Origin of the sequence: Enterobacter adelaidei (assembly GCF_041937165.1) — a bacterium.
In the GTDB taxonomy this organism is placed as follows: Bacteria; Pseudomonadota; Gammaproteobacteria; order Enterobacterales; family Enterobacteriaceae; genus Enterobacter; species Enterobacter adelaidei.
This window is the reverse complement of record NZ_CP154353.1, coordinates 4,251,020-4,270,627: the sequence shown is the minus strand read 5'-3', so window position 1 is coordinate 4,270,627 and position 19,608 is coordinate 4,251,020. Positions and strand designations below refer to the sequence as shown.

The window sequence follows — 19,608 nt, the reverse complement described above, 5'->3', positions numbered from 1 at the left end:
CAAACAAGCCGGAGTATTGAGATAATTTTTAGTCTGACTCTCGCTCTATTGCATATGAGGTTTCAGTTCATGTCCTGCTACGCTGGGTGTCTGCGAAGCGGGGATTACCATTAACGAATAGTCTTAGTAGTACCGATAAAATGGCAGAGAAACGCAATATCTTTCTGGTTGGGCCTATGGGTGCCGGCAAAAGCACTATTGGGCGTCAGTTAGCTCAACAACTCAATATGGAATTTTACGATTCTGATCAAGAGATTGAGAAACGAACCGGAGCTGATGTGGGCTGGGTTTTCGACGTAGAAGGCGAAGAAGGTTTCCGTGACCGAGAAGAAAAAGTGATCAACGAACTCACGGAAAAACAGGGCATTGTGCTGGCAACAGGCGGCGGCTCTGTAAAATCTCGCGAAACCCGCAACCGTCTCTCCGCCCGTGGCGTAGTGGTCTATCTTGAAACGACCATCGAGAAACAGCTGGCACGTACGCAGCGTGATAAAAAGCGCCCGCTGCTGCAGGTTGAAACGCCACCACGCGAAGTTCTGGAAGCGTTGGCCGATGAACGCAATCCGCTGTACGAAGAGATTGCTGATGTGACCATTCGTACTGACGATCAGAGCGCTAAAGTGGTTGCAAACCAGATTATTCATATGCTGGAAAGCAACTGATTCTGGCTTTATATACACTCGCCTGCGGGTAAAAGCATTAAAGGTGGATGTCGCGTCATGGAGAGGATTACAGTTACTCTCGGGGAACGTAGTTACCCTATCACCATCGCGGCTGGTTTGTTTAACGACCCAGCTTCCTTTTTACCACTGAAAGCGGGTGATCAGGCGATGCTGGTCACCAACGAGACGCTGGCTCCGCTTTATCTTGACCGTGTACGCCACCTGCTAGAGCAGGCGGGCGTAAAAGTCGACAGTGTCATTCTGCCCGATGGCGAGCAGTATAAAAGTCTGACGGTACTGGATACCGTCTTTACCGCATTGCTGCAAAAACCGCATGGTCGCGATACAACATTGCTTGCCCTGGGCGGCGGTGTTGTGGGCGATCTCACCGGCTTTGCGGCTGCAAGCTATCAACGTGGTGTCCGTTTTATTCAGATTCCGACTACGTTGCTGTCTCAGGTCGATTCTTCTGTTGGCGGCAAAACTGCGGTCAACCATCCGCTTGGCAAAAACATGATTGGCGCATTCTACCAGCCTGTATCGGTGGTGGTGGATCTCGACTGTCTGAAAACGCTGCCGAAGCGCGAGCTGGCTTCGGGTCTTGCTGAAGTGATCAAATACGGCATTATTCTGGATGGCGAGTTCTTTGACTGGCTTGAAGAGAATATGGATGCATTGCTGCGACTGGATGAGGCTAAACTGGCATATTGCATCCGTCGTTGTTGTGAGCTGAAAGCGGAAGTTGTCGCAGCAGACGAGCGTGAAACGGGCTTACGTGCTTTACTGAATCTTGGGCATACGTTTGGTCACGCGATTGAAGCCGAAATGGGTTACGGTAACTGGCTTCACGGTGAAGCGGTTGCTGCCGGAATGGTGATGGCTGCTCGCACCTCTGAACGTCTGGGGCAGTTTAAACCGGATGAAACGGCGCGCATCATCGCGCTGCTTGAGCGTGCAGGCTTGCCGGTGACTGGGCCGCAAGAGATGTCGGCACAAGCGTATTTACCCCACATGATGCGCGATAAAAAAGTATTGGCAGGTGAGATGCGTCTTGTACTCCCGCTTGCAATAGGGAAGAGTGAAGTGCGCGGCGGAGTGCCGCACGATGTCGTTCTTGGCGCTATCGCTGATTGTCAGCAGGCGTAACAACTAGAAAGGTCAGGCCACTGTTGCAGGTGGTCGTTTAGCTTCAGGTGAAATGCAAAGTCGTTGGCATAAGCCTTTGAGTGGGGTGTTAAATGGATGAATTCAAACCAGAAGACGAGCTGAAACCCGATCCCAGCGATCGTCGTACTGGTCGTTCTCGTCAATCTTCAGAACGTGATAACGAGCCGCAGATCAATTTTGACGATGTTGATCTGGATGCAGACGATCGTCGCCCCTCGCGCAGCCGCAACGCGCACGATGAGCGAGCAGAAGAGGATTATGAGTCCGAAGAAGATTCAATGGACGAAGAGCCTGTAGAGCGTCGCCCGCGTAAACGTAAGAAAGCCGCTGCACCAAAACCGGCTTCCCGCCAGTATCTTATGATGGGGCTTGGCGTGTTGGTACTTGTGCTGCTGATTGTCGGCATTGGTTCTGCACTTAAAGCACCATCAACGAACTCAACCGAGCAAACCGCTTCCGCTGAGAAGAGCATCAACCTCTCCGGTAACGATGCGGCTAATCAGGCAAATGGCGCGCAGCCTGCACCGGGTACTACCCCTGCAGAGCAGACCGCAGGAAACACCACAGCACCACAGGATGTTTCTCTGCCGCCCGTTTCCTCAAACCCAGCTCAGAGTCAGGCACCTGTTACGCCTGAAGGCCAGCAGCGTGTAGAAGTTCAGGGAGACCTGAATAATGCACTGACGCAGCCGCAAAACCAGCAGCAGATGGATAACGCCGTGGTTAACTCTACGCTGCCAACTGAACCTGCAACCGTTGCCCCGGTTCGCGGTGGTAACGCTCAGCCGCAAACTGCTGCGACCGAAACCAAGCCGCGCCAGACGCAGACTGCAACACGTCCTGAACGCAAGCAGGCGGTGATTGAGCCTAAACGCGAAACTAAACCTCAGGCAGTGGTGAAAGCGCCTGAAGTGAAAGCTGTTCCGGCGCAGCCGAAACATACTGAAACGGCTGCGGTGAGCGAGCCAGCAAAAGCGCCAGTTACACAGACTGCACCGAAAGCAACGGCGAGCACGACAGCACCGACGACGACAGCTGCACCTGCAGCGTCTGCTACAGCTTCCAGCACCGCAGCGGGCAAAACAGCAGGTAACGTAGGTTCGCTGAAATCTGCACCTTCCAGCAACTACACGCTGCAGCTGAGCAGTTCGTCTAACTATGACAACCTCAACAGTTGGGCGAAGAAATCCAATCTGAAAAACTACGTGGTTTATCAGACGACCCGTAACGGTCAGCCATGGTATGTGTTGGTCAGCGGCGTTTATACGTCTAAAGATGAAGCGAAGCGTGCCGTAGCGACGTTGCCTGCAGATGTTCAGGCGAAAAACCCGTGGGCGAAGCCGATTCATCAGGTTCAGGCCGATCTGAAGTAATGTTTAAAGCGCAGGATGCTGTCGGAGCTTTCTCCACAGCCGGAGAAGGTGTAATCAGTTAGTCAGCATGAAAAAAAATCGCGCTTTTCTGAAATGGGCAGGGGGGAAATACCCCCTGCTCGATGATATTAAAAAGCACCTGCCGAAAGGTGAGTGTCTTATCGAGCCCTTCGTGGGCGCGGGATCGGTGTTCCTGAACACCGATTTTTCTCGTTATATCCTGGCGGATATCAACAGCGACCTTATCAGCCTCTATAACATCGTCAAACTGCGTACCGATGAGTATGTCGCAGAGGCGCGTAAACTGTTTACGCCTGAGAACAATAACCCGGACATTTACTACCAGTTCCGCGCGGAGTTCAATCAGAGTGAGGATTCGTTCCGCCGGGCCTTGTTGTTCCTCTATCTTAACCGACATGGCTACAACGGCCTGTGTCGGTATAATCTTCGTGGTGAATTTAACGTGCCTTTTGGACGCTATAAGCGGCCGTATTTCCCACAGGACGAGCTGTATCACTTTGCTGAAAAAGCACAGAATGCTGAGTTTCACTGCCTCTCCTATGAAGAGTGTATGGAACTGGCAGGCGTAAATTCGGTGGTTTACTGTGACCCCCCTTACGCGCCGCTGTCTGCGACGGCGAATTTCACTGCCTATCACACCAACAGCTTCAGCCCTGCCGAGCAGGCGCGCCTGGCTGAGATGGCGGAAAAGCTGGTCAGCAAAAGAATTCCGGTGTTAATTTCGAATCACGACACGCCTGATACGCGCGAATGGTACAAAGCCGCGAAGCATTTTCAGGTTAAGGTGCGGCGTAGCATCAGCAGCAACGGCGGCACACGTAAAAAGGTGGACGAACTCCTGGCTCTTTATCGCCCCTGAGCCGTTTTGCCCGCCGGTAAACACATTTCAAGGAGAAGCGGATGAAACAGTTTTTGATTGCTCCCTCAATTCTGTCGGCCGATTTTGCCCGCCTGGGTGAAGACACTGCCAACGCACTGGCGGCAGGCGCGGATGTCGTCCATTTCGACGTGATGGATAACCACTACGTTCCTAACCTGACCATCGGTCCGATGGTGCTCAAGGCGCTGCGTAACTATGGCATTACCGCCCCGATCGACGTACACCTGATGGTGAAACCTGTTGACCGCATCGTGCCGGATTTTGCCGCAGCGGGAGCCAGCATCATCACCTTCCACCCGGAAGCCTCTGAACATGTGGATCGTACGTTGCAGCTGATCAAAGAGAACGGCTGTAAGGCGGGTCTGGTGTTTAACCCGGCAACGCCGCTGAGCTATCTTGATTATGTGATGGATAAGCTGGACGTAATTTTGCTGATGTCCGTTAACCCAGGCTTTGGCGGCCAGTCGTTCATTCCTCACACGCTGGATAAGCTGCGTGAAGTGCGTCGTCGTATTGATGAATCAGGCTACGACATTCGTCTGGAAGTGGATGGCGGTGTGAAAGTGAATAACATTGGTGAAATTGCGGCAGCGGGCGCGGATATGTTCGTTGCAGGTTCGGCAATTTTCGACCAACCGGATTACAAAAAAGTCATTGATGAAATGCGCCGTGAACTGGCGAAGGTAAGTCATGGATAAATTGCAGACAATTCGGGGTGTGGCATTCGACCTCGACGGCACGCTGGTCGACAGCGCGCCGGGCTTAACAAGCGCTGTTGACCAGGCGCTGTATGCGCTTGAACTCCCGGTTGCGGGTGAAGAGCGTGTGGTAACGTGGATCGGCAACGGTGCTGACGTGCTGATGGAGCGTGCGTTGACGTGGGCTCGCCAGGAGCGTGCGTCGCAGCGTTCGGCGCAGGGTAAACCGAGCGTCGATCATGCCGACATCCCGAAGGACGAGCAACTGCGTATTCTGCGCAAACTGTTCGATCGTTTCTATGAAGAGACTGTCGAGGAGGGGAGTTTCCTGTTCCCGGACGTCCTGGAAACGCTGAGCACACTGCATGCGAAAGGCATCCCGCTGGGGCTGGTAACCAATAAGCCAACGCCATTCGTTGCACCTCTGCTTGAAGCGCTGGATATCGCGAAGTATTTCACCGTCATTGTGGGCGGTGATGACGTACAAAACAAAAAGCCGCATCCGGAACCGCTTCTGCTGGTGGCAGGAAAATTATCCTTAACGCCTGCGGAGCTGCTCTTTGTTGGCGATTCACGCAATGATATTCTGGCTGCCCGAGCGGCTGGGTGTCCTTCCGTCGGGTTAACCTACGGCTACAACTACGGTGAGGCCATCACGCTAAGTGAGCCGGACGTCGTGTTTGACCACTTCAAAGATTTGTTGCCCGTACTCGGGCTTTCACACAGTGAACATCAGGAATTGAATAATGACTAAGCCCATCGTTTTTAGTGGCGCACAGCCTTCAGGTGAATTGACCATTGGTAACTACATGGGTGCGTTACGTCAGTGGGTCAGCATGCAGGATGACTACCATTGCATTTATTGCATCGTCGATCTCCATGCGATTACCGCGCGTCAGGATCCTGAGAAACTGCGTAAAGCCACGCTGGATACCCTGGCGCTGTATCTGGCCTGTGGCATCGATCCTGAGAAGAGCACCATTTTCGTTCAGTCTCACGTGCCAGAGCACGCACAGCTGGGCTGGGCGCTGAACTGCTACACCTACTTCGGCGAGCTGAGCCGCATGACCCAGTTCAAGGATAAATCCGCGCGCTACTCTGAAAACATCAACGCCGGTCTGTTCGACTATCCGGTACTGATGGCTGCAGACATTCTGCTGTATCAGACTAACCAGGTTCCTGTTGGTGAAGACCAGAAGCAGCACCTGGAGCTGAGCCGTGATATTGCCCAGCGCTTTAATGCGATTTATGGCGATGTGTTCAAGGTACCAGAGCCATTCATTCCGAAATCCGGCGCACGCGTGATGTCACTGCTGGAACCGAACAAAAAGATGTCTAAGTCTGACGATAACCGCAACAACGTTATCGGCCTGCTGGAAGATCCGAAATCAGTCGTCAAAAAGCTCAAGCGCGCGGTCACCGATTCCGACGAGCCGCCTGTCGTGCGCTACGACGTGCAGAACAAAGCGGGTGTCTCCAACCTGCTGGATATTCTTTCCGGGGTTACCGGTCAGAGCATCCCTGAGCTGGAACAGCATTTTGAAGGCAAGATGTACGGCCACCTGAAAGGTGAAGTGGCGGATGCCGTTTCTGGCATGCTGACTGAGCTGCAGGAGCGCTATAACCGCTATCGTAATGACGAAGCTTTCCTGCAGAAGGTGATGAAAGACGGCGCGGAAAAAGCCAGTGCGCGCGCATCTGAAACCCTGAAAGCGGTGTATGAAGCGATTGGGTTTGTGGGTAAGCCTTAAGCTTGCTTTGTCGCCACCTGAAAAAAAATCGACTAAATAAAAAACCGGGAGATTCCCGGTTTTTTTACGCCTGAAAAACGCTTACTGCTGTGCCGCCGGGCCGCAACCACCGATGATCTTCGAAATGGAGATCGCCGGGTGCAGCAGATAATCGTAGCTGCAGTTATTTTTCGTGTTTTCTACACGACCGGTGCAAGCCGTCAGAGTCGATAACAGGCCGACCAGAACGGCGGCTTTTGCCAGTTTAAACATACGCATTCCTTGTCTGAAAACGAAAATGAGATGTAACTCAAGGGAATAAAGGGGAAAGTTCCACTTCGGGGCGGTATGTTATCGACAGCTGTAAGAGGGGAGTAGTCCGCTTAAAGACTACTCAGGGAAGGAATAATATGCGTCAGTGGTTGGAGAACCAGTTGAGTTTACCGCGCAGTTCCACCACGCGACCCACTACAATCAGTGCCGGGCTTTCAACCTGTTGCGCCAGTTCACCAAGCTGCGTCAGCACGCCATTTACCACGCGCTGCGTAATGGCGGTACCGTTTTCCACCAGTGCGACGGGCATATCTGCATCCATGCCGTGCTCCAGCAGTTTCGCCTGAATTGTGGCGGCCTGGTTCAGCCCCATATAGAACACCAGCGTCTGTTTTTCTGCGGCCAGGTTATGCCAGTCCAGCTCGCTGCCGGTTTTCAGGTGGCCCGTCACCAGACGCACGCTCTGAGCGTAGTCCCGGTGTGTCAGCGGAATGCCTGAGTAGGCTGAGCAACCGGATGCCGCCGTAATGCCGGGCACGACAGAGAACGGAATACCCGCGTCACACAGGGTTTCCAGCTCTTCACCGCCACGGCCAAAGATAAACGGATCACCACCTTTCAGACGCACCACGCGTTTTCCCTTTTGCGCCTCGCGCAGCAGGATCTGGTTAATCTCTTCCTGCGGCACGCAATGGTAGCCCGCGCGTTTGCCCACGAAAACACGGTCGGCGTCGCGGCGAACCAGGTTCATGATGTCATCGGAGACCAGGCGATCGTAAACCACAGTATCGGCCTGCTGGAGCTGCTGGAGACCTTTCAGCGTCAGCAAGCCTGCATCTCCCGGCCCTGCACCCACCAGCACCACTTCACCGCGGTGATCAAGCGGTTCGGCCAGCAACTGTTCGGTCGTCTCTTCAACGGCTTTCGTGTCCTGATTCGCCAGCGACTGCGCCAGCCTGTCGTTGACAAAGAATTTTTCCCAGAACCGACGTCGCTCAGCTACGGTTGCGAAGGTTTGCTTCACGCGTGAACGCAGCTGCCCGGCATAATGCGCAATCTGACCAAGATGCTGTGGCAGCACAGCCTCCAGTTTTTCCCGCAGCAGGCGAGCAAGTACCGGGGAGCGGCCACCGGACGACACCGCAATCATCAGCGGGGAACGGTCGATAATCGACGGCATGATGAAGCTGGCTTCTTTCGGCGCATCCACCACGTTGCAGAAGATACGGCGTACCTCACAGGCATCGCTCACGCGTTGGTTCACTTCATCGTCGTCCGTTGCGGCAATCGTCAGCCAGCAGGTATCCAGCAGGGATTCATTAAACTCACCCTGCTGCAGCGTGAGCATTCCTGCCTGGGCCCAGACCTCAAACTGTGGGGCAAAGTCGAGGGCGTTGACGGTCAAACGGGCACCCGCTTCTAACAGCAGGCGCGCTTTGCGTTCGGCCACATCGCCGCCGCCCACGAGCAGGCAGTCGCGGTTGCGTAATTGACAAAAAATCGGCAAGTGATCCACGACGTTACCTCGTAGCATTTATGGAAGGGGTAAGAATTGACGTCAGGATAACAGCAGGGATCGTAAGGAACATACGAATTTCCTGCCGTTATCCCTAAAAGGGCGGAGGTTAGCCTTTCAGCTGCACCATGCCGTCCTTCACGCGGGCGTCGTAGTGCTTCACAGAGCGGCTCTCATCTTCCATGCAATAGCCATCGCTTAAGCGGAAACGCTGCTTTTTCAACGGGCTTGCGACCCACAGCTCGCCCTGATGCTCCGCAATCAACCCGCGGGACAGCACGCTGGCCTCGAAGAACGGATCGATATTGCTGATGGCAAAAACCTGTTCATCATGGCGAGGACGGAAAATCGCGACCTGCTCTTTACCCAGCAGCGCGCAAACGCCGGTGGCAGGCAGGATGTCGTTAATATTGCAGATGTTTACCCACTGGCTCATGCGTTTTCCTCCACCAGAGTCACCGGAATACGTTCATAAGGCGTCGCCGGACGATGTTGTTCGCGCTCTGCCACAACCTGCACGTTCGGGTCGCGCTGGGTGCTGTTGATAAAGTGTTTGAAGCGCGTCTGTGCCGCCGGGGTGTTCACGGTTTCAGTCCATTCGCAAATCACCGCGTCGCGCAGGCGAGCCATCTCGGCTTCAAGCTGTTCGTTTAGGCCCAGTTTGTCGTCGATGATGACTGACTTCAGGTAGTCGATGCCGCCTTCCAGGTTGTCCAGCCAGGAAGCGGTACGGGTCAGCTTGTCGGCGGTACGGATGTAGAACATCATGAAGCGGTCGAGATACTGAATCAGCGTATCGTGGTCGAGATCCGCTGCCAGCAGGTCTGCGTGGCGTGGTTTCATCCCGCCGTTACCGCACACGTACAGGTTCCAGCCTTTCTCGGTGGCGATAATGCCCACGTCTTTACCCTGCGCTTCCGCACATTCGCGGGTACAGCCAGAGACGCCGAACTTCATTTTGTGCGGCGTGCGGATGCCTTTGTAGCGATTTTCCAACTCCACGCCGAAGCCCACGCTGTCGCCCACGCCGTAGCGGCACCAGGTGCTACCCACGCAGGTTTTGGCCATACGCAGCGCTTTGGCATACGCGTGGCCGGTTTCGAAGCCCGCTTCAATCAGCTGACGCCAGATTTCTGGTAGATCGTCCTTCTGCGCACCAAACAGGCCGATACGCTGGGAACCGGTGATTTTGGTGTACAGGTTAAATTCACGTGCGATGCGACCTACGGCGACCAGCCCTTCCGGGGTGATTTCACCACCGGCAGAGCGTGGGATAACGGAATAGGTCCCGTCTTTCTGGATGTTTGCCAGGAAGTTGTCGTTGGTGTCCTGAAGCGGCGTATGTTCTGGTTTGAGAACGTACTCATTCCAGCAGGAGGCCAGCAGAGAACCGACGGTCGGTTTACACACTTCGCAGCCATAACCCTGGCCGTGTTTTGCCAGCAGTTCGTCGAAGGATTTGATGCCCTCCACGCGGATCAGATGGTAAAGCTCCTGGCGAGAGTAAGAGAAGTGTTCGCACAGATTGTTGTTCACTTCGATGCCCTGTTTCGCCAGTTCGGCGTTCAGCACCTGGGTGACCAGTGGAATACAACCGCCGCAGCCGGTACCGGCTTTGGTTTCTGCTTTCAGCGCCGCCACGGTGTGGCAACCTTTGTTGATAGCGGAAATCAACATGCCTTTGGTGACGTCGAAGCAGGAGCAAATTTGCGCGCTGTCCGGCAGTTTATCGACACCGATAGACGGCTTGCCGCTGGAGGCATGAGCCGGCAGGATCAGGGCGTCCGGGTTTTCCGGCAGTTCGATGGCATTCAGCACCAGTTGCAGCAGGTTGCCGTAATCGCTGGTGTCACCCACCAGCACCGCGCCGAGAAGAGTTTTATTATCCTGGCTGACGATGAGTCGTTTGTAGACCTCTTTGCTTTCGTCGAGGTAGACGTAGCTGCGCGAGTTCGGGGTACGACCGTGCGCATCGCCAATACCGCCAACGTCTACGCCCAGCAGCTTCAGCTTGGCGCTCATGTCTGCGCCTTCGAAGGCGTTCTCCGTTCCAAGGATATGGTCAACGGCAACCTGCGCCATTTTGTAGCCGGGGGCGACCAGCCCGTACACGCGGTTGTTCCAGCTGGCGCACTCGCCAATTGCGTAGATGTCCGGGTCAGAGGTCTGGCAGGTATCGTTAATCATGATACCACCGCGCTGAGCAACGGCCAGTCCACACTGGTTAGCCAGCTTGTCGCGCGGACGAATACCGGTGGAGAAGACGATAAAGTCCACTTCAAGCTCGCTGCCGTCGGCAAAACGCATGGTTTTGCGCGCTTCAGTGCCTTCCTGGACGATCTCTTTGGTGTTTTTGCTGGTGTGAACCTTCACGCCCATGCTTTCGATTTTACGACGTAACTGGTCACCACCCATGTGGTCCAGCTGCTCGGCCATCAGCATCGGGGCAAATTCGATGACGTGAGTTTCAACGCCGAGGTTTTTCAGTGCGCCTGCGGCTTCCAGACCCAGCAGGCCGCCACCAACTACTGCACCGCGTTTGCTGCGACGTGCACAGTTTTCAATGGCTTTGAGGTCTTCAATGGTACGGTAGACGAAGCAATCCTGGGTTTCCGAGCCTTTGATTGGCGGGATCCACGGATAGGAGCCCGTCGCCATGATCAGCTTGTCGTAAAAAACCGTGCGTCCGGCGCTGGAGTGGATCACTTTTTCCTGGCGGTTGATGGTGATAGCGCGTTCTCCCACCAGTACTTTTACGCCATGCTTCTCGTAGAAACCCTCACGCACCAGAGAGAGCTCTTCAGCGGTATGATGTGAGAAGTAGGAAGACAGGTGCACACGGTCGTACGCCTTGCGGGGTTCTTCACAGAACACGGTAATGTCGAACTGGGCAGCGTCAGCTTTATCGAGAAGATCCTCAATAAAGCGGTGGCCGACCATGCCGTTACCGATGATAGCGAGTCTGACTTTGCTCATTATTGCCTCGATTTCTTTTCTATTACTGCCTACCTTAACGATTCAGCTATGGCGATTATTGATGCAAATCAAATACGTCTTCGCCTACTCCTTAGGTGGTATGCGACTGATTTGTCAGGGTTTTTATAAGTGGCGGAAATCGAAGGCTTTTCGTTGTCGTTGAATTTGTGTACAACTCAGGGACGATCGTTGAAAAATCGGTACGCCTGAATATCAGCTGCGTTTTTTAGGGGAAAGGTATGTCTACAACACCGTTATGGCTTGTTCAGAATGTTCGTTTACCGGGTCGGGAAGGGCTGTGGCAACTCGCCATTGAGAACGGGCGATTTGGTGACATTACCCCAATGGACGATACCCACGCCGAAAGTTATGAAGTCTTAAATGCCCGTGGAGGGCTGGCGATCCCGCCGTTTATTGAGCCGCATATTCATCTTGATACAACCCAGACGGCAGGCGAGCCGAACTGGAACCAGTCCGGCACGCTGTTTGAAGGGATTGAGCGCTGGGCGGAGCGTAAGGCGTTGCTCAGCCATGACGATGTCAAAGCGCGTGCCTGGAAAACGCTGAAGTGGCAAATTGCCAACGGAATTCAGTTTGTCCGCACCCATGTAGATGTCTCCGACCCGACGCTTACCGCTCTTAAGGCGATGCTGGAGGTGAAACAGGAGGTTGCCCCGTGGGTGACGCTGCAAATTGTCGCGTTCCCGCAGGAAGGTATTCTTTCGTACCCGAACGGCGCGGCGCTGCTGGAAGAGGCGTTAAAACTGGGGGCTGACGTGGTAGGGGCGATCCCGCACTTCGAATTCACCCGGGAATATGGCGTGCAGTCTCTGCATATCGCCTTCGAGCTGGCGAAGAAATATGACCGCCCGCTGGATATCCACTGTGATGAAATCGACGACGAGCAGTCCCGCTTTGTGGAGACGGTCGCCACGCTGGCGTATGAGGCCGGTATTGGTGCGCAGGTAACGGCCAGCCATACCACCGCCATGCACTCTTACAACGGTGCATACACCTCGCGGCTGTTCCGACTGCTGAAGATGTCGGGCATTAACTTTGTGGCGAATCCGCTGGTGAACATTCATCTGCAGGGACGCTTTGACGACTATCCGAAGCGTCGCGGCATCACCAGGGTGAAGGAGCTGCAGGAAGCGGGCATCAACGTCTGCTTCGGCCATGATGATGTGTTTGACCCGTGGTACCCGCTCGGCACCGGCAACATGCTGCAGGTGCTGCATATGGGACTGCATGTTTGCCAGATGATGGGCTATCCGCAAATCGACAGCGGGCTGAACTTGATTACACACAACAGTGCCAGAACCTTTGGTCTGAGTGATTACGGTATCGCAACGGGGAACCCGGCAAACCTGATAATCCTGCCGGCAGAGAGCGGATTTGAAGCGGTGCGCTGCCAGGTGCCGGTGCGCTGGTCTATTCGTCAGGGGCGGATTATTGCCACCACGCAGCTGGCGCAGACGTGGATCCAGATGGACAGCGGTGGGGAAGAGGTGAGCTTTGCCAGAAACAGCCCCTCTGATTAAGCAAAGGGGCAAGGCGATTAGTGAGAAGCTGCTGCCACGTTATGCTGGCGGTGGCGGGTCACGAAGCCCAGGACGAGGCACATGATAAACACCACGGCATACAGACCGTTCGCGGTGTGCAGCGCTGCCAGAGGACCGCTGTGCGCTACAATCGGGCCCGTGACGACGAAGGTCAGCATGGTGCCGATGGTGCCGCAGGTCAGCACGAAGTTTACCAGTTTTGGCGAGGCCACTTTCGTCTGCAGCGAGCCCAGGGTAATGATGGACGTGTAAATCGCGCTGGAGAAGAAGCCCAGGGTCAGAATGAACCACGGCATATGTTCCGGCGACCCGTTAATGAACAGGTACATCAGCACGGTTGCCATGCCTGCCAGCACGGTCAGAATGCGCTGCAGGTCGAAGAAGCGCAGGATGAAGCTAAACGCCCACATGCCGAACATGTAAGACATCCAGAAATCGCTCACCAGTTTGCCCGCATCGTTCAGGCTCATGCCCAGACCTTTAGCGTATTCCGGTACCCAGGAGATAAAGCCCAACTGACCCAGGATGTAGCACAGGGCGGCAATAGAGAGGAACAGCACGCCGATACCCCATTTCTCTTTCGCGACAGGTTCTGCCGTGGTCTGCGCTTTTTTACCCAGCACCGGGAATTCACAGCCGAAGGTCAGAATAAAGATCGCCACGTAGACCAGCCCGATGCAGGCATAGACCCAGTACCACTCAATGCTGCGTGCCAGCAGAATGGCGGCAACCATCGGGAAAATCATCCCGGCCATGCTGAAGAAGGAGTCAGTAAACAGCAGACGCGCGCCGCGCTGACGGCCTTCATACATGTGGGTAATGAGGAACGTACCGATCGACATGGTGATCCCGCTGACCAGACCGAGCACAAACATGGCGGCGGAGAACAGGGCGATGCTGTGGCTCAACATCAGACCCGCCACGGCGGCGACCATCAGCACAAAGCCAAAACGCAGCTGCGTTTTCAGCGGAACAATTTCCATCAGCCAGGCATTCAGGAAGATAGAAATCAGGATCCCCGCGTTGAGGAAGGTGAAAGTGTTACTCATGCTGGATACGGGCAGCTGGAAGTAGTCTGCGATATTCCCCATCACCATCCCGGTGACGATCACCAACGCGCCGGTCAGGGCGTAGGAGAAGAAGCTGATCCATGTGAGCTTGATGCGATTGCTGTTAGTCATGTCTGGCCTGTTCAAAAAAGAAAAGCGCCCAGGGGGCGCTGAGAGCGGGCAGATTTTAGACATTAAAGTGATCCATTCATATCTTTTAAGAGAAAATAGAACTTCATTGCATGATTTTGTGTGATATCGATCACAAAATATGGCGCTAAAGCCAACCGTTTGCGTGGTTACAACTGTTTCAAATTCGTAAAATTAGGTAAAAGGCTGGTCTCCGTTCATACTGCTCTTTAGAATCATGCCATTCGCTTTTTATACTGCGCTTTGTTAAGGAATTCTCATGCTCAAATCAACACTGGCGGCTGTCGCAGCTGTGTTTGCTCTTTCTGCCGTTTCCCCTGCTGCGCTGGCAGCAAAAGGAGATCCTCACGTCCTGCTGACCACCTCCGCCGGGAACATTGAGCTGGAGCTGAATAGCCAGAAAGCCCCTGTTTCCGTGAAAAACTTCCTCGACTACGTGAACAGTGGTTTCTATAACAACACCACTTTCCACCGCGTGATCCCGGGCTTTATGGTTCAGGGTGGCGGCTTCAATGAGCAAATGCAGCAGAAGCAGCCGAACCCGCCTATTAAAAACGAAGCGGACAACGGTCTGCTGAACAAGCGCGGTACCATTTCCATGGCGCGTACAGCAGATAAAGACAGCGCGACCAGCCAGTTCTTCCTCAACGTGGCGGATAACGCCTTCCTCGACCACGGCCAGCGTGACTTCGGTTATGCCGTCTTCGGTAAAATTGTGAAAGGGATGGATGTGGCGGACAAGATCTCTCAGGTGCCTACACATGATGTCGGCCCATACCAGAATGTGCCGTCAAAGCCTGTCGTTATCCTCTCCGCAAAAGTTCTGCCATAACGTTTTTTGACACGGGCGTCCCCCGCCCGTGTTTTGCCCCTCCCTGCGAAAGCGCGTTTTGCTGCTTATACTTGTGGCAAACGGACTATTCAGGGAGGCGTTAAGTGAAAAAACTCACCGATAAGCGAAAATCCCGTCTCTGGGAACAGCAGCGTAACGTCAATTTTCAGGCCAGTTGCCTCCTTGAAAAAGGTAATGGTCCTTCAGAGCCCCACATTGAGACGCTGGAACTGGGGCCTTCTGCCCCCGGTTTGCCCCATCTGTGCCATATTCACCGCCATTTGTACCGCAGAGAGATGAAGCGGGCAGGCGAGTTACGTACCGACGATATTTTTAAGGGTGACATTCCTTTCTGCCATTTCGAATACATCGAGAAGATGGGTAACGAGCTGATGGCGGCGCTGGAAAGCGAAAAGTATCTTGTGGGTCTTGAGAAAGCGGCGTTTGTTGACAGAGTTAGCCACTATTACTGCGAAATCAACATGCTGCATCCGTTTATGCGCGGCAACGGTATTGCCCAACGCGTTTTCTTCGAGCAGCTGGCGCTCCACGCGGGCTACTCGCTGGACTGGCGCGATATCGATCCCGACCAGTGGGTGGCGGCTAACCGAAGTGGCGCAACGGGAGATTTAACCGCGCTAAACGCTATCTTTGCCAAAGTAGTGAGCGAAGCACGGGAAACTGAGTAGAATAGGGCGGCATTTTTTTCGGGAGCCGCCATGATTCTGCTGATTGATAACTACGATTCCTTCACCTGGAACCTTTACCAGTATTTTTGTGAGCTGGGTGCAGAGGTGGTTGTCCGCCGCAACGACGACATTAGCCTGGCGGATATTGAAACACTGGCTCCGCATAAAATCGTGATTTCACCCGGCCCCTGCACCCCGTCGGAGTCGGGTATTTCGCTGGAGGTTATCCAGCACTATGCCGGCAAGCTGCCGATCCTCGGCGTCTGTCTTGGCCATCAGGCCATTGCGCAGGTGTTTGGTGCCACTATCGTGCGCACCGCGAAAGTGATGCACGGTAAAACCTCTCCGGTCACCCACACTGGCGTTGGGGTATTCACCGGGCTCAATAATCCGTTAACCGTGACGCGCTACCATTCACTGGTGATTGACCCGTCGACGCTGCCTGACTGCTTTGAGGTGACCGCCTGGAGCGATACGCAGGAGATCATGGGGATTCGTCACCGCGAATGGGATCTCGAAGGCGTACAGTTCCACCCGGAAAGCATCCTCAGCGAGCAGGGCCACGCGCTGCTGGCAAATTTCCTTAAACGCTGAATATTGATTGCCTTGTCGTGATTTTTTATGCATATTTTGTGATTATATTTTCACAATCAATGTGACATAAAATGGATGGGCATGACATGGCAACTGAACAACCTGCAATTACCCGCGCAACATTTGATGAAGTGATTCTGCCGATTTATGCACCGGCTGAGTTTATCCCGGTAAAAGGAAAAGGCAGCCGCGTCTGGGATCAGCAAGGCAAAGAGTATGTTGATTTCGCGGGCGGTATTGCAGTGACGGCGCTGGGCCATTGCCATCCTGCCCTGGTTGAGGCGCTGAAAACCCAGGGCGAAACGCTCTGGCACACCAGCAACGTTTTTACCAACGAGCCGGCGTTACGCCTCGGCCGCAAGATTATTGATGCGACGTTTGCCGAGCGCGTGCTGTTCATGAACTCGGGCACCGAAGCAAACGAAACCGCCTTCAAGCTGGCGCGCTACTACGCAACCACGCGCCACAGCCCGTACAAAACCAAAATCATTGCCTTCCACAATGCCTTCCACGGACGCTCCTTCTTTACCGTCTCCGTCGGCGGCCAGCCGAAGTATTCCGACGGATTTGGCCCGAAACCGGCCGACATCGTCCATGTGCCGTTTAACGATCTGCATGCGGTGAAAGCGGTGATGGACGACCACACCTGCGCGGTTGTTGTCGAGCCGATCCAGGGTGAAGGCGGCGTGACGGCGGCGACGCCGGAATTCCTGAAAGGCCTGCGTGCGCTGTGCGATGAGCATCAGGCGCTGCTGGTGTTTGATGAAGTGCAATGCGGGATGGGACGTACCGGCGATCTGTTTGCCTATATGCACTACGGCGTGACGCCGGATATTCTCACCAGCGCCAAAGCGCTCGGCGGTGGTTTCCCGGTGAGTGCGGTACTGACGACTCAGGAGATTGCCTCCGCGTTCCACGTTGGTTCTCACGGTTCCACCTATGGCGGGAACCCGCTGGCGAGTGCCGTGGCGGGCGCGGCATTTGATATTATCAATACACCTGAGGTTCTGAACGGCGTCAGCGCCAAGCGCGAGCTGTTTGTGAAACACCTGCAGCAGATTGACGATCGGTTTGACGTGTTCAGCGAGATCCGCGGGATGGGGCTGCTGATCGGTGCCGAGCTGAAACCGCAGTACAAAGGTCGCGCGCGCGATTTCCTGCATGCCGCCGCCCGCGAAGGGGTGATGGTGCTGAACGCGGGACCGGATGTGATGCGTTTTGCACCGTCGCTGGTGGTAGAAGACAAAGACATTGAAGATGGATTAACCCGTTTTGCCGCGGCAGTCGAGAAAATCGTAAAAGGTTAATACTCCGTCCGCTTTAATATCCGCGTTAACCAAATCCCGTGATGCGGGCGCTGACGCCATGCCACCGACGAAATGGTGTGCATGGTGTTCAGATGCCCCAGAATGCGCTGTAAATGCTGCTCCAGCGTGCTCATTGGCCCGTGGGTTAACGTCTCCGGCGCTTCCAGAATATTCGAGTCGCCCGACTCGCCCGGCGCGTCATACTCCAGACGCTGCTGACACCGCTGTAAGGCAATTTCACACGACTGCAAATAGCGCTGCGCCAGATCCGGCGTCAGCATCGTGTGCTCGCGCGCCAGCGTGGTCATGGCGTTAATGTGCTCGACGATAAACTGGCTGTGCGTCACCCAGAGCTTCATATCCGCCAGATAGTGCGAGTTAAAGCCCGGTTCCTGCATTGCCTGGTTGAGCGAGTTAAACAGGGCGTTGTGCGCCTGGTTTACCTTCATCCGCTGATACGCCAGCGGGGAGGGTTGCGGATCGTCGCTCAGGATCAGACGAATGGCCTGCTGGTCGGCCTCCAGCGCGTCATGGGCGTTCTGGCGCAACAGTCCGCTTTGCCATTGCGGCCACAGCCAGACCATGCCGCCAAAGGCAATCAGACAGCCAATCAGGGTATCGATCAGTCTGGCGACAATAAATTGTTCGCCATTGAGCGTGAGCAGTTGCAGGGTGTATACCGCCGTTACCGTAAAGCCCACCATCGCCCAGCCATAGTTTTTGCGGATAATCAGGTAGCTCACTAGCGTAATTATCAGCATTCCCGCCAGGGTATAACCTTCCGGCACGTGAAAGTGCAGCGTGACGCCCGCAATAATCAGCCCGGCCATCGTTCCGCCCGCCCGGTGCAGTATACGCACGCGCGTGGCGCCATAGCCGTTCTGGGTGACAAACAGCACGGTCATTAAGATCCAGTAGGGTTTAGGTAGATGCAGCGCCATGCCCATCAGGCTGGCGGTACTGAGCATGACGCTAATCCGTGCGGCGTTGCGCAGAGCGGACGATTTAAGAGACAGATAGCTTCTGAGCGCCGGCAATAACGGCAGACGTTTTTGTTTATCCGCCATGAGATCGCGGGGATAAAGCGGGCGTTGGGTGCGCAACACGCGGGCGATACGGCTGAAATGCCAGGCGGCAAACTGGCCCACCGGGTTGTCCTCATGCTGGCGGGCGATTTTCTCCAGCGCGCCGAGTTGTTTGTCCATGTTAAAACGCGTGGGATAGCGGTGATATAAAATGTCATCAGCCAGCACCCGCAGACGCGCAGAGACGGTTTGCGCATTCCAGCGGATCACCGCTTCGGCATGGCTGCGCTCGACCAGATTTTGCACCTCCTGAGGATGATGCAGGCTCACGGAGATATGTTCTTGCAGATCCAGCCCCACCTGGAAGATACGCAGCAGCCGTTTGTATTCGTGATTCTTGTTGGCGGCGAGCATGTGTAGTTGCTGATAACACTGGCTTATCAGATCCACCACCTTTTGCTGGCGCGTCAGCAGCGGCGGTAACGATTTTTCCGGATCGGTATGCTGGGTGAGCAGGGTGTATTTGGCCTCGCAGTAATCCGCAAGTTGCACATAGAGCAGGCTCAATGATTCACGCAGGGGCTGTTCCCGCCACAGCCAGAACCAGTTAAACAGCCCATACCACAGCGTACCCAGGGCGTAGATCAGTAGCGGCTCCCACACCGGCATGTTACCCGCGAGGCTCAGCGTGAAGATGGCCGCTATCAGTGAGGCGGGAAGCAGGCGCGCATGAAGGGAACTGATTTCGGCGGTGACGCCGAGCGTCATCGCCAGCACGGTCAGGATTAACGGCAGCGGAATATCGCGGGCGAGTAAGAGCTGCACGGCGAGGCTACAGCCAGCAAACAGCGAGCCGCCAATAATCAGACGTTTAAAAAAGCGCTTATGCGGTGTGTCCAGGCCAGCAATGTTGCAGCAGGCGGGCACGAGAGAAAACAGCAGACCTTGCTGAAGATGTCCGAGGATCAGGCCGATGGCTACAGGAAGACACAACACCAGCGTTTGTCGCAGTGCATAGTTAACTTCCGGGTGATAAATCAGCCTACGCCACATGGGGAAGAGAGACAAAAACGGCGTGACACCTTGCGATGGCACGCCGTTTGA

At 54.8% G+C, this 19,608-nt stretch carries 18 protein-coding genes; 12 read left to right on the top strand and 6 right to left on the bottom strand.

The features are described from left to right. The first annotated feature begins 140 nt into the window (after nt 1–140). The 7 genes from aroK to trpS all read left to right on the top strand — a co-directional run bounded on the left by aroK (nt 141) and on the right by trpS (nt 6,552). Complete coding sequence (gene aroK / locus AAHF05_RS20845) at nt 141–662, top strand: shikimate kinase AroK (RefSeq protein ID WP_003861630.1); 522 nt, start codon at nt 141–143, stop codon at nt 660–662. 57 nt (nt 663–719) lie between these two features. Beyond that, a complete protein-coding gene (gene aroB / locus AAHF05_RS20840) occupies nt 720–1,808 on the top strand; it encodes a 3-dehydroquinate synthase (RefSeq protein ID WP_129324604.1) in 1,089 nt (362 codons plus the stop codon). A 92-nt stretch (nt 1,809–1,900) separates the two neighbouring features. Then, on the top strand, nt 1,901–3,202 hold the full coding sequence (gene damX / locus AAHF05_RS20835; protein WP_129324605.1) for a cell division protein DamX: 1,302 nt from the start codon (nt 1,901–1,903) through the stop codon (nt 3,200–3,202). A gap of 67 nt (nt 3,203–3,269) precedes the next feature. Further along, nucleotides 3,270–4,082: an adenine-specific DNA-methyltransferase gene (dam, locus tag AAHF05_RS20830; protein WP_028018014.1), complete on the top strand. Its 813-nt coding sequence runs from the start codon at nt 3,270–3,272 to the stop codon at nt 4,080–4,082. Nucleotides 4,083–4,123: 41 nt separating this feature from the next. Further along, complete coding sequence (gene rpe, locus AAHF05_RS20825) at nt 4,124–4,801, top strand: ribulose-phosphate 3-epimerase (protein ID WP_008503032.1); 678 nt, start codon at nt 4,124–4,126, stop codon at nt 4,799–4,801. Next, nucleotides 4,794–5,555, top strand: coding sequence for a phosphoglycolate phosphatase (gene gph, locus AAHF05_RS20820; RefSeq protein ID WP_114979359.1), 762 nt, complete (start codon nt 4,794–4,796; stop codon nt 5,553–5,555). The genes rpe and gph overlap by 8 nt, the downstream gene beginning before the upstream one ends. Continuing rightward, a complete protein-coding gene (gene trpS, locus AAHF05_RS20815; protein WP_129324606.1) occupies nt 5,548–6,552 on the top strand; it encodes a tryptophan--tRNA ligase in 1,005 nt (334 codons plus the stop codon). The genes gph and trpS overlap by 8 nt, the downstream gene beginning before the upstream one ends. Before the next feature lie 81 nt (nt 6,553–6,633). Here the strand turns inward: trpS and AAHF05_RS20810 are convergent, their stop codons facing one another. From AAHF05_RS20810 to nirB, 4 genes are all read right to left on the bottom strand, one after another. Continuing rightward, nucleotides 6,634–6,804, bottom strand: coding sequence for a YhfL family protein (locus tag AAHF05_RS20810; protein ID WP_028018011.1), 171 nt, complete (start codon nt 6,802–6,804; stop codon nt 6,634–6,636). A 142-nt stretch (nt 6,805–6,946) separates the two neighbouring features. Continuing rightward, nucleotides 6,947–8,320, bottom strand: a complete 1,374-nt coding sequence (gene cysG, locus AAHF05_RS20805) for a siroheme synthase CysG (protein ID WP_129324607.1) — start codon at nt 8,318–8,320, stop codon at nt 6,947–6,949. A 109-nt stretch (nt 8,321–8,429) separates the two neighbouring features. After that, nucleotides 8,430–8,756 carry a nitrite reductase small subunit NirD gene (gene nirD / locus AAHF05_RS20800; RefSeq protein WP_028018009.1) on the bottom strand — a complete coding sequence of 109 codons (327 nt, stop codon included), beginning with the start codon at nt 8,754–8,756 and terminating at the stop codon, nt 8,430–8,432. Next, entirely contained in the window at nt 8,753–11,296 is a 2,544-nt protein-coding gene (gene nirB, locus AAHF05_RS20795; protein ID WP_129324608.1) for a nitrite reductase large subunit NirB, read from the bottom strand. Before nirB ends, nirD begins: the two co-directional genes overlap by 4 nt. 239 nt (nt 11,297–11,535) lie before the next feature. Here nirB and AAHF05_RS20790 point away from each other — a divergent pair, with 239 nt between their 5' ends. Then, nucleotides 11,536–12,837 (top strand): cytosine deaminase, encoded by a 1,302-nt coding sequence (locus AAHF05_RS20790; protein WP_049007356.1) that lies wholly within the window; start codon nt 11,536–11,538, stop codon nt 12,835–12,837. A gap of 17 nt (nt 12,838–12,854) precedes the next feature. Here AAHF05_RS20790 and tsgA read toward each other — a convergent pair whose 3' ends face one another. Next, nucleotides 12,855–14,039 (bottom strand): MFS transporter TsgA, encoded by a 1,185-nt coding sequence (tsgA, locus tag AAHF05_RS20785; protein ID WP_129324609.1) that lies wholly within the window; start codon nt 14,037–14,039, stop codon nt 12,855–12,857. Between the two features lie 277 nt (nt 14,040–14,316). Between tsgA and ppiA the strand changes: the two genes are divergently transcribed. The 4 genes from ppiA to AAHF05_RS20765 all read left to right on the top strand — a co-directional run bounded on the left by ppiA (nt 14,317) and on the right by AAHF05_RS20765 (nt 17,479). After that, nucleotides 14,317–14,889, top strand: coding sequence for a peptidylprolyl isomerase A (ppiA, locus tag AAHF05_RS20780; protein ID WP_023309471.1), 573 nt, complete (start codon nt 14,317–14,319; stop codon nt 14,887–14,889). Between the two features lie 104 nt (nt 14,890–14,993). Beyond that, nucleotides 14,994–15,578, top strand: a complete 585-nt coding sequence (locus tag AAHF05_RS20775; RefSeq protein ID WP_129324610.1) for a putative adenosine monophosphate-protein transferase Fic — start codon at nt 14,994–14,996, stop codon at nt 15,576–15,578. Between the two features lie 30 nt (nt 15,579–15,608). Next, on the top strand, nt 15,609–16,172 hold the full coding sequence (gene pabA, locus AAHF05_RS20770) for an aminodeoxychorismate synthase component 2 (protein WP_129324611.1): 564 nt from the start codon (nt 15,609–15,611) through the stop codon (nt 16,170–16,172). An 86-nt stretch (nt 16,173–16,258) separates the two neighbouring features. After that, nucleotides 16,259–17,479: an aspartate aminotransferase family protein gene (locus tag AAHF05_RS20765; protein ID WP_028018003.1), complete on the top strand. Its 1,221-nt coding sequence runs from the start codon at nt 16,259–16,261 to the stop codon at nt 17,477–17,479. On the opposite strand, the gene AAHF05_RS20760 is transcribed toward AAHF05_RS20765, so the two are convergent. Next, nucleotides 17,476–19,557: a YccS/YhfK family putative transporter gene (locus AAHF05_RS20760; RefSeq protein WP_129324619.1), complete on the bottom strand. Its 2,082-nt coding sequence runs from the start codon at nt 19,555–19,557 to the stop codon at nt 17,476–17,478. The two genes, AAHF05_RS20765 and AAHF05_RS20760, sit on opposite strands and share 4 nt — an antisense overlap. Between the last annotated feature and the right edge of the window lie 51 nt (nt 19,558–19,608).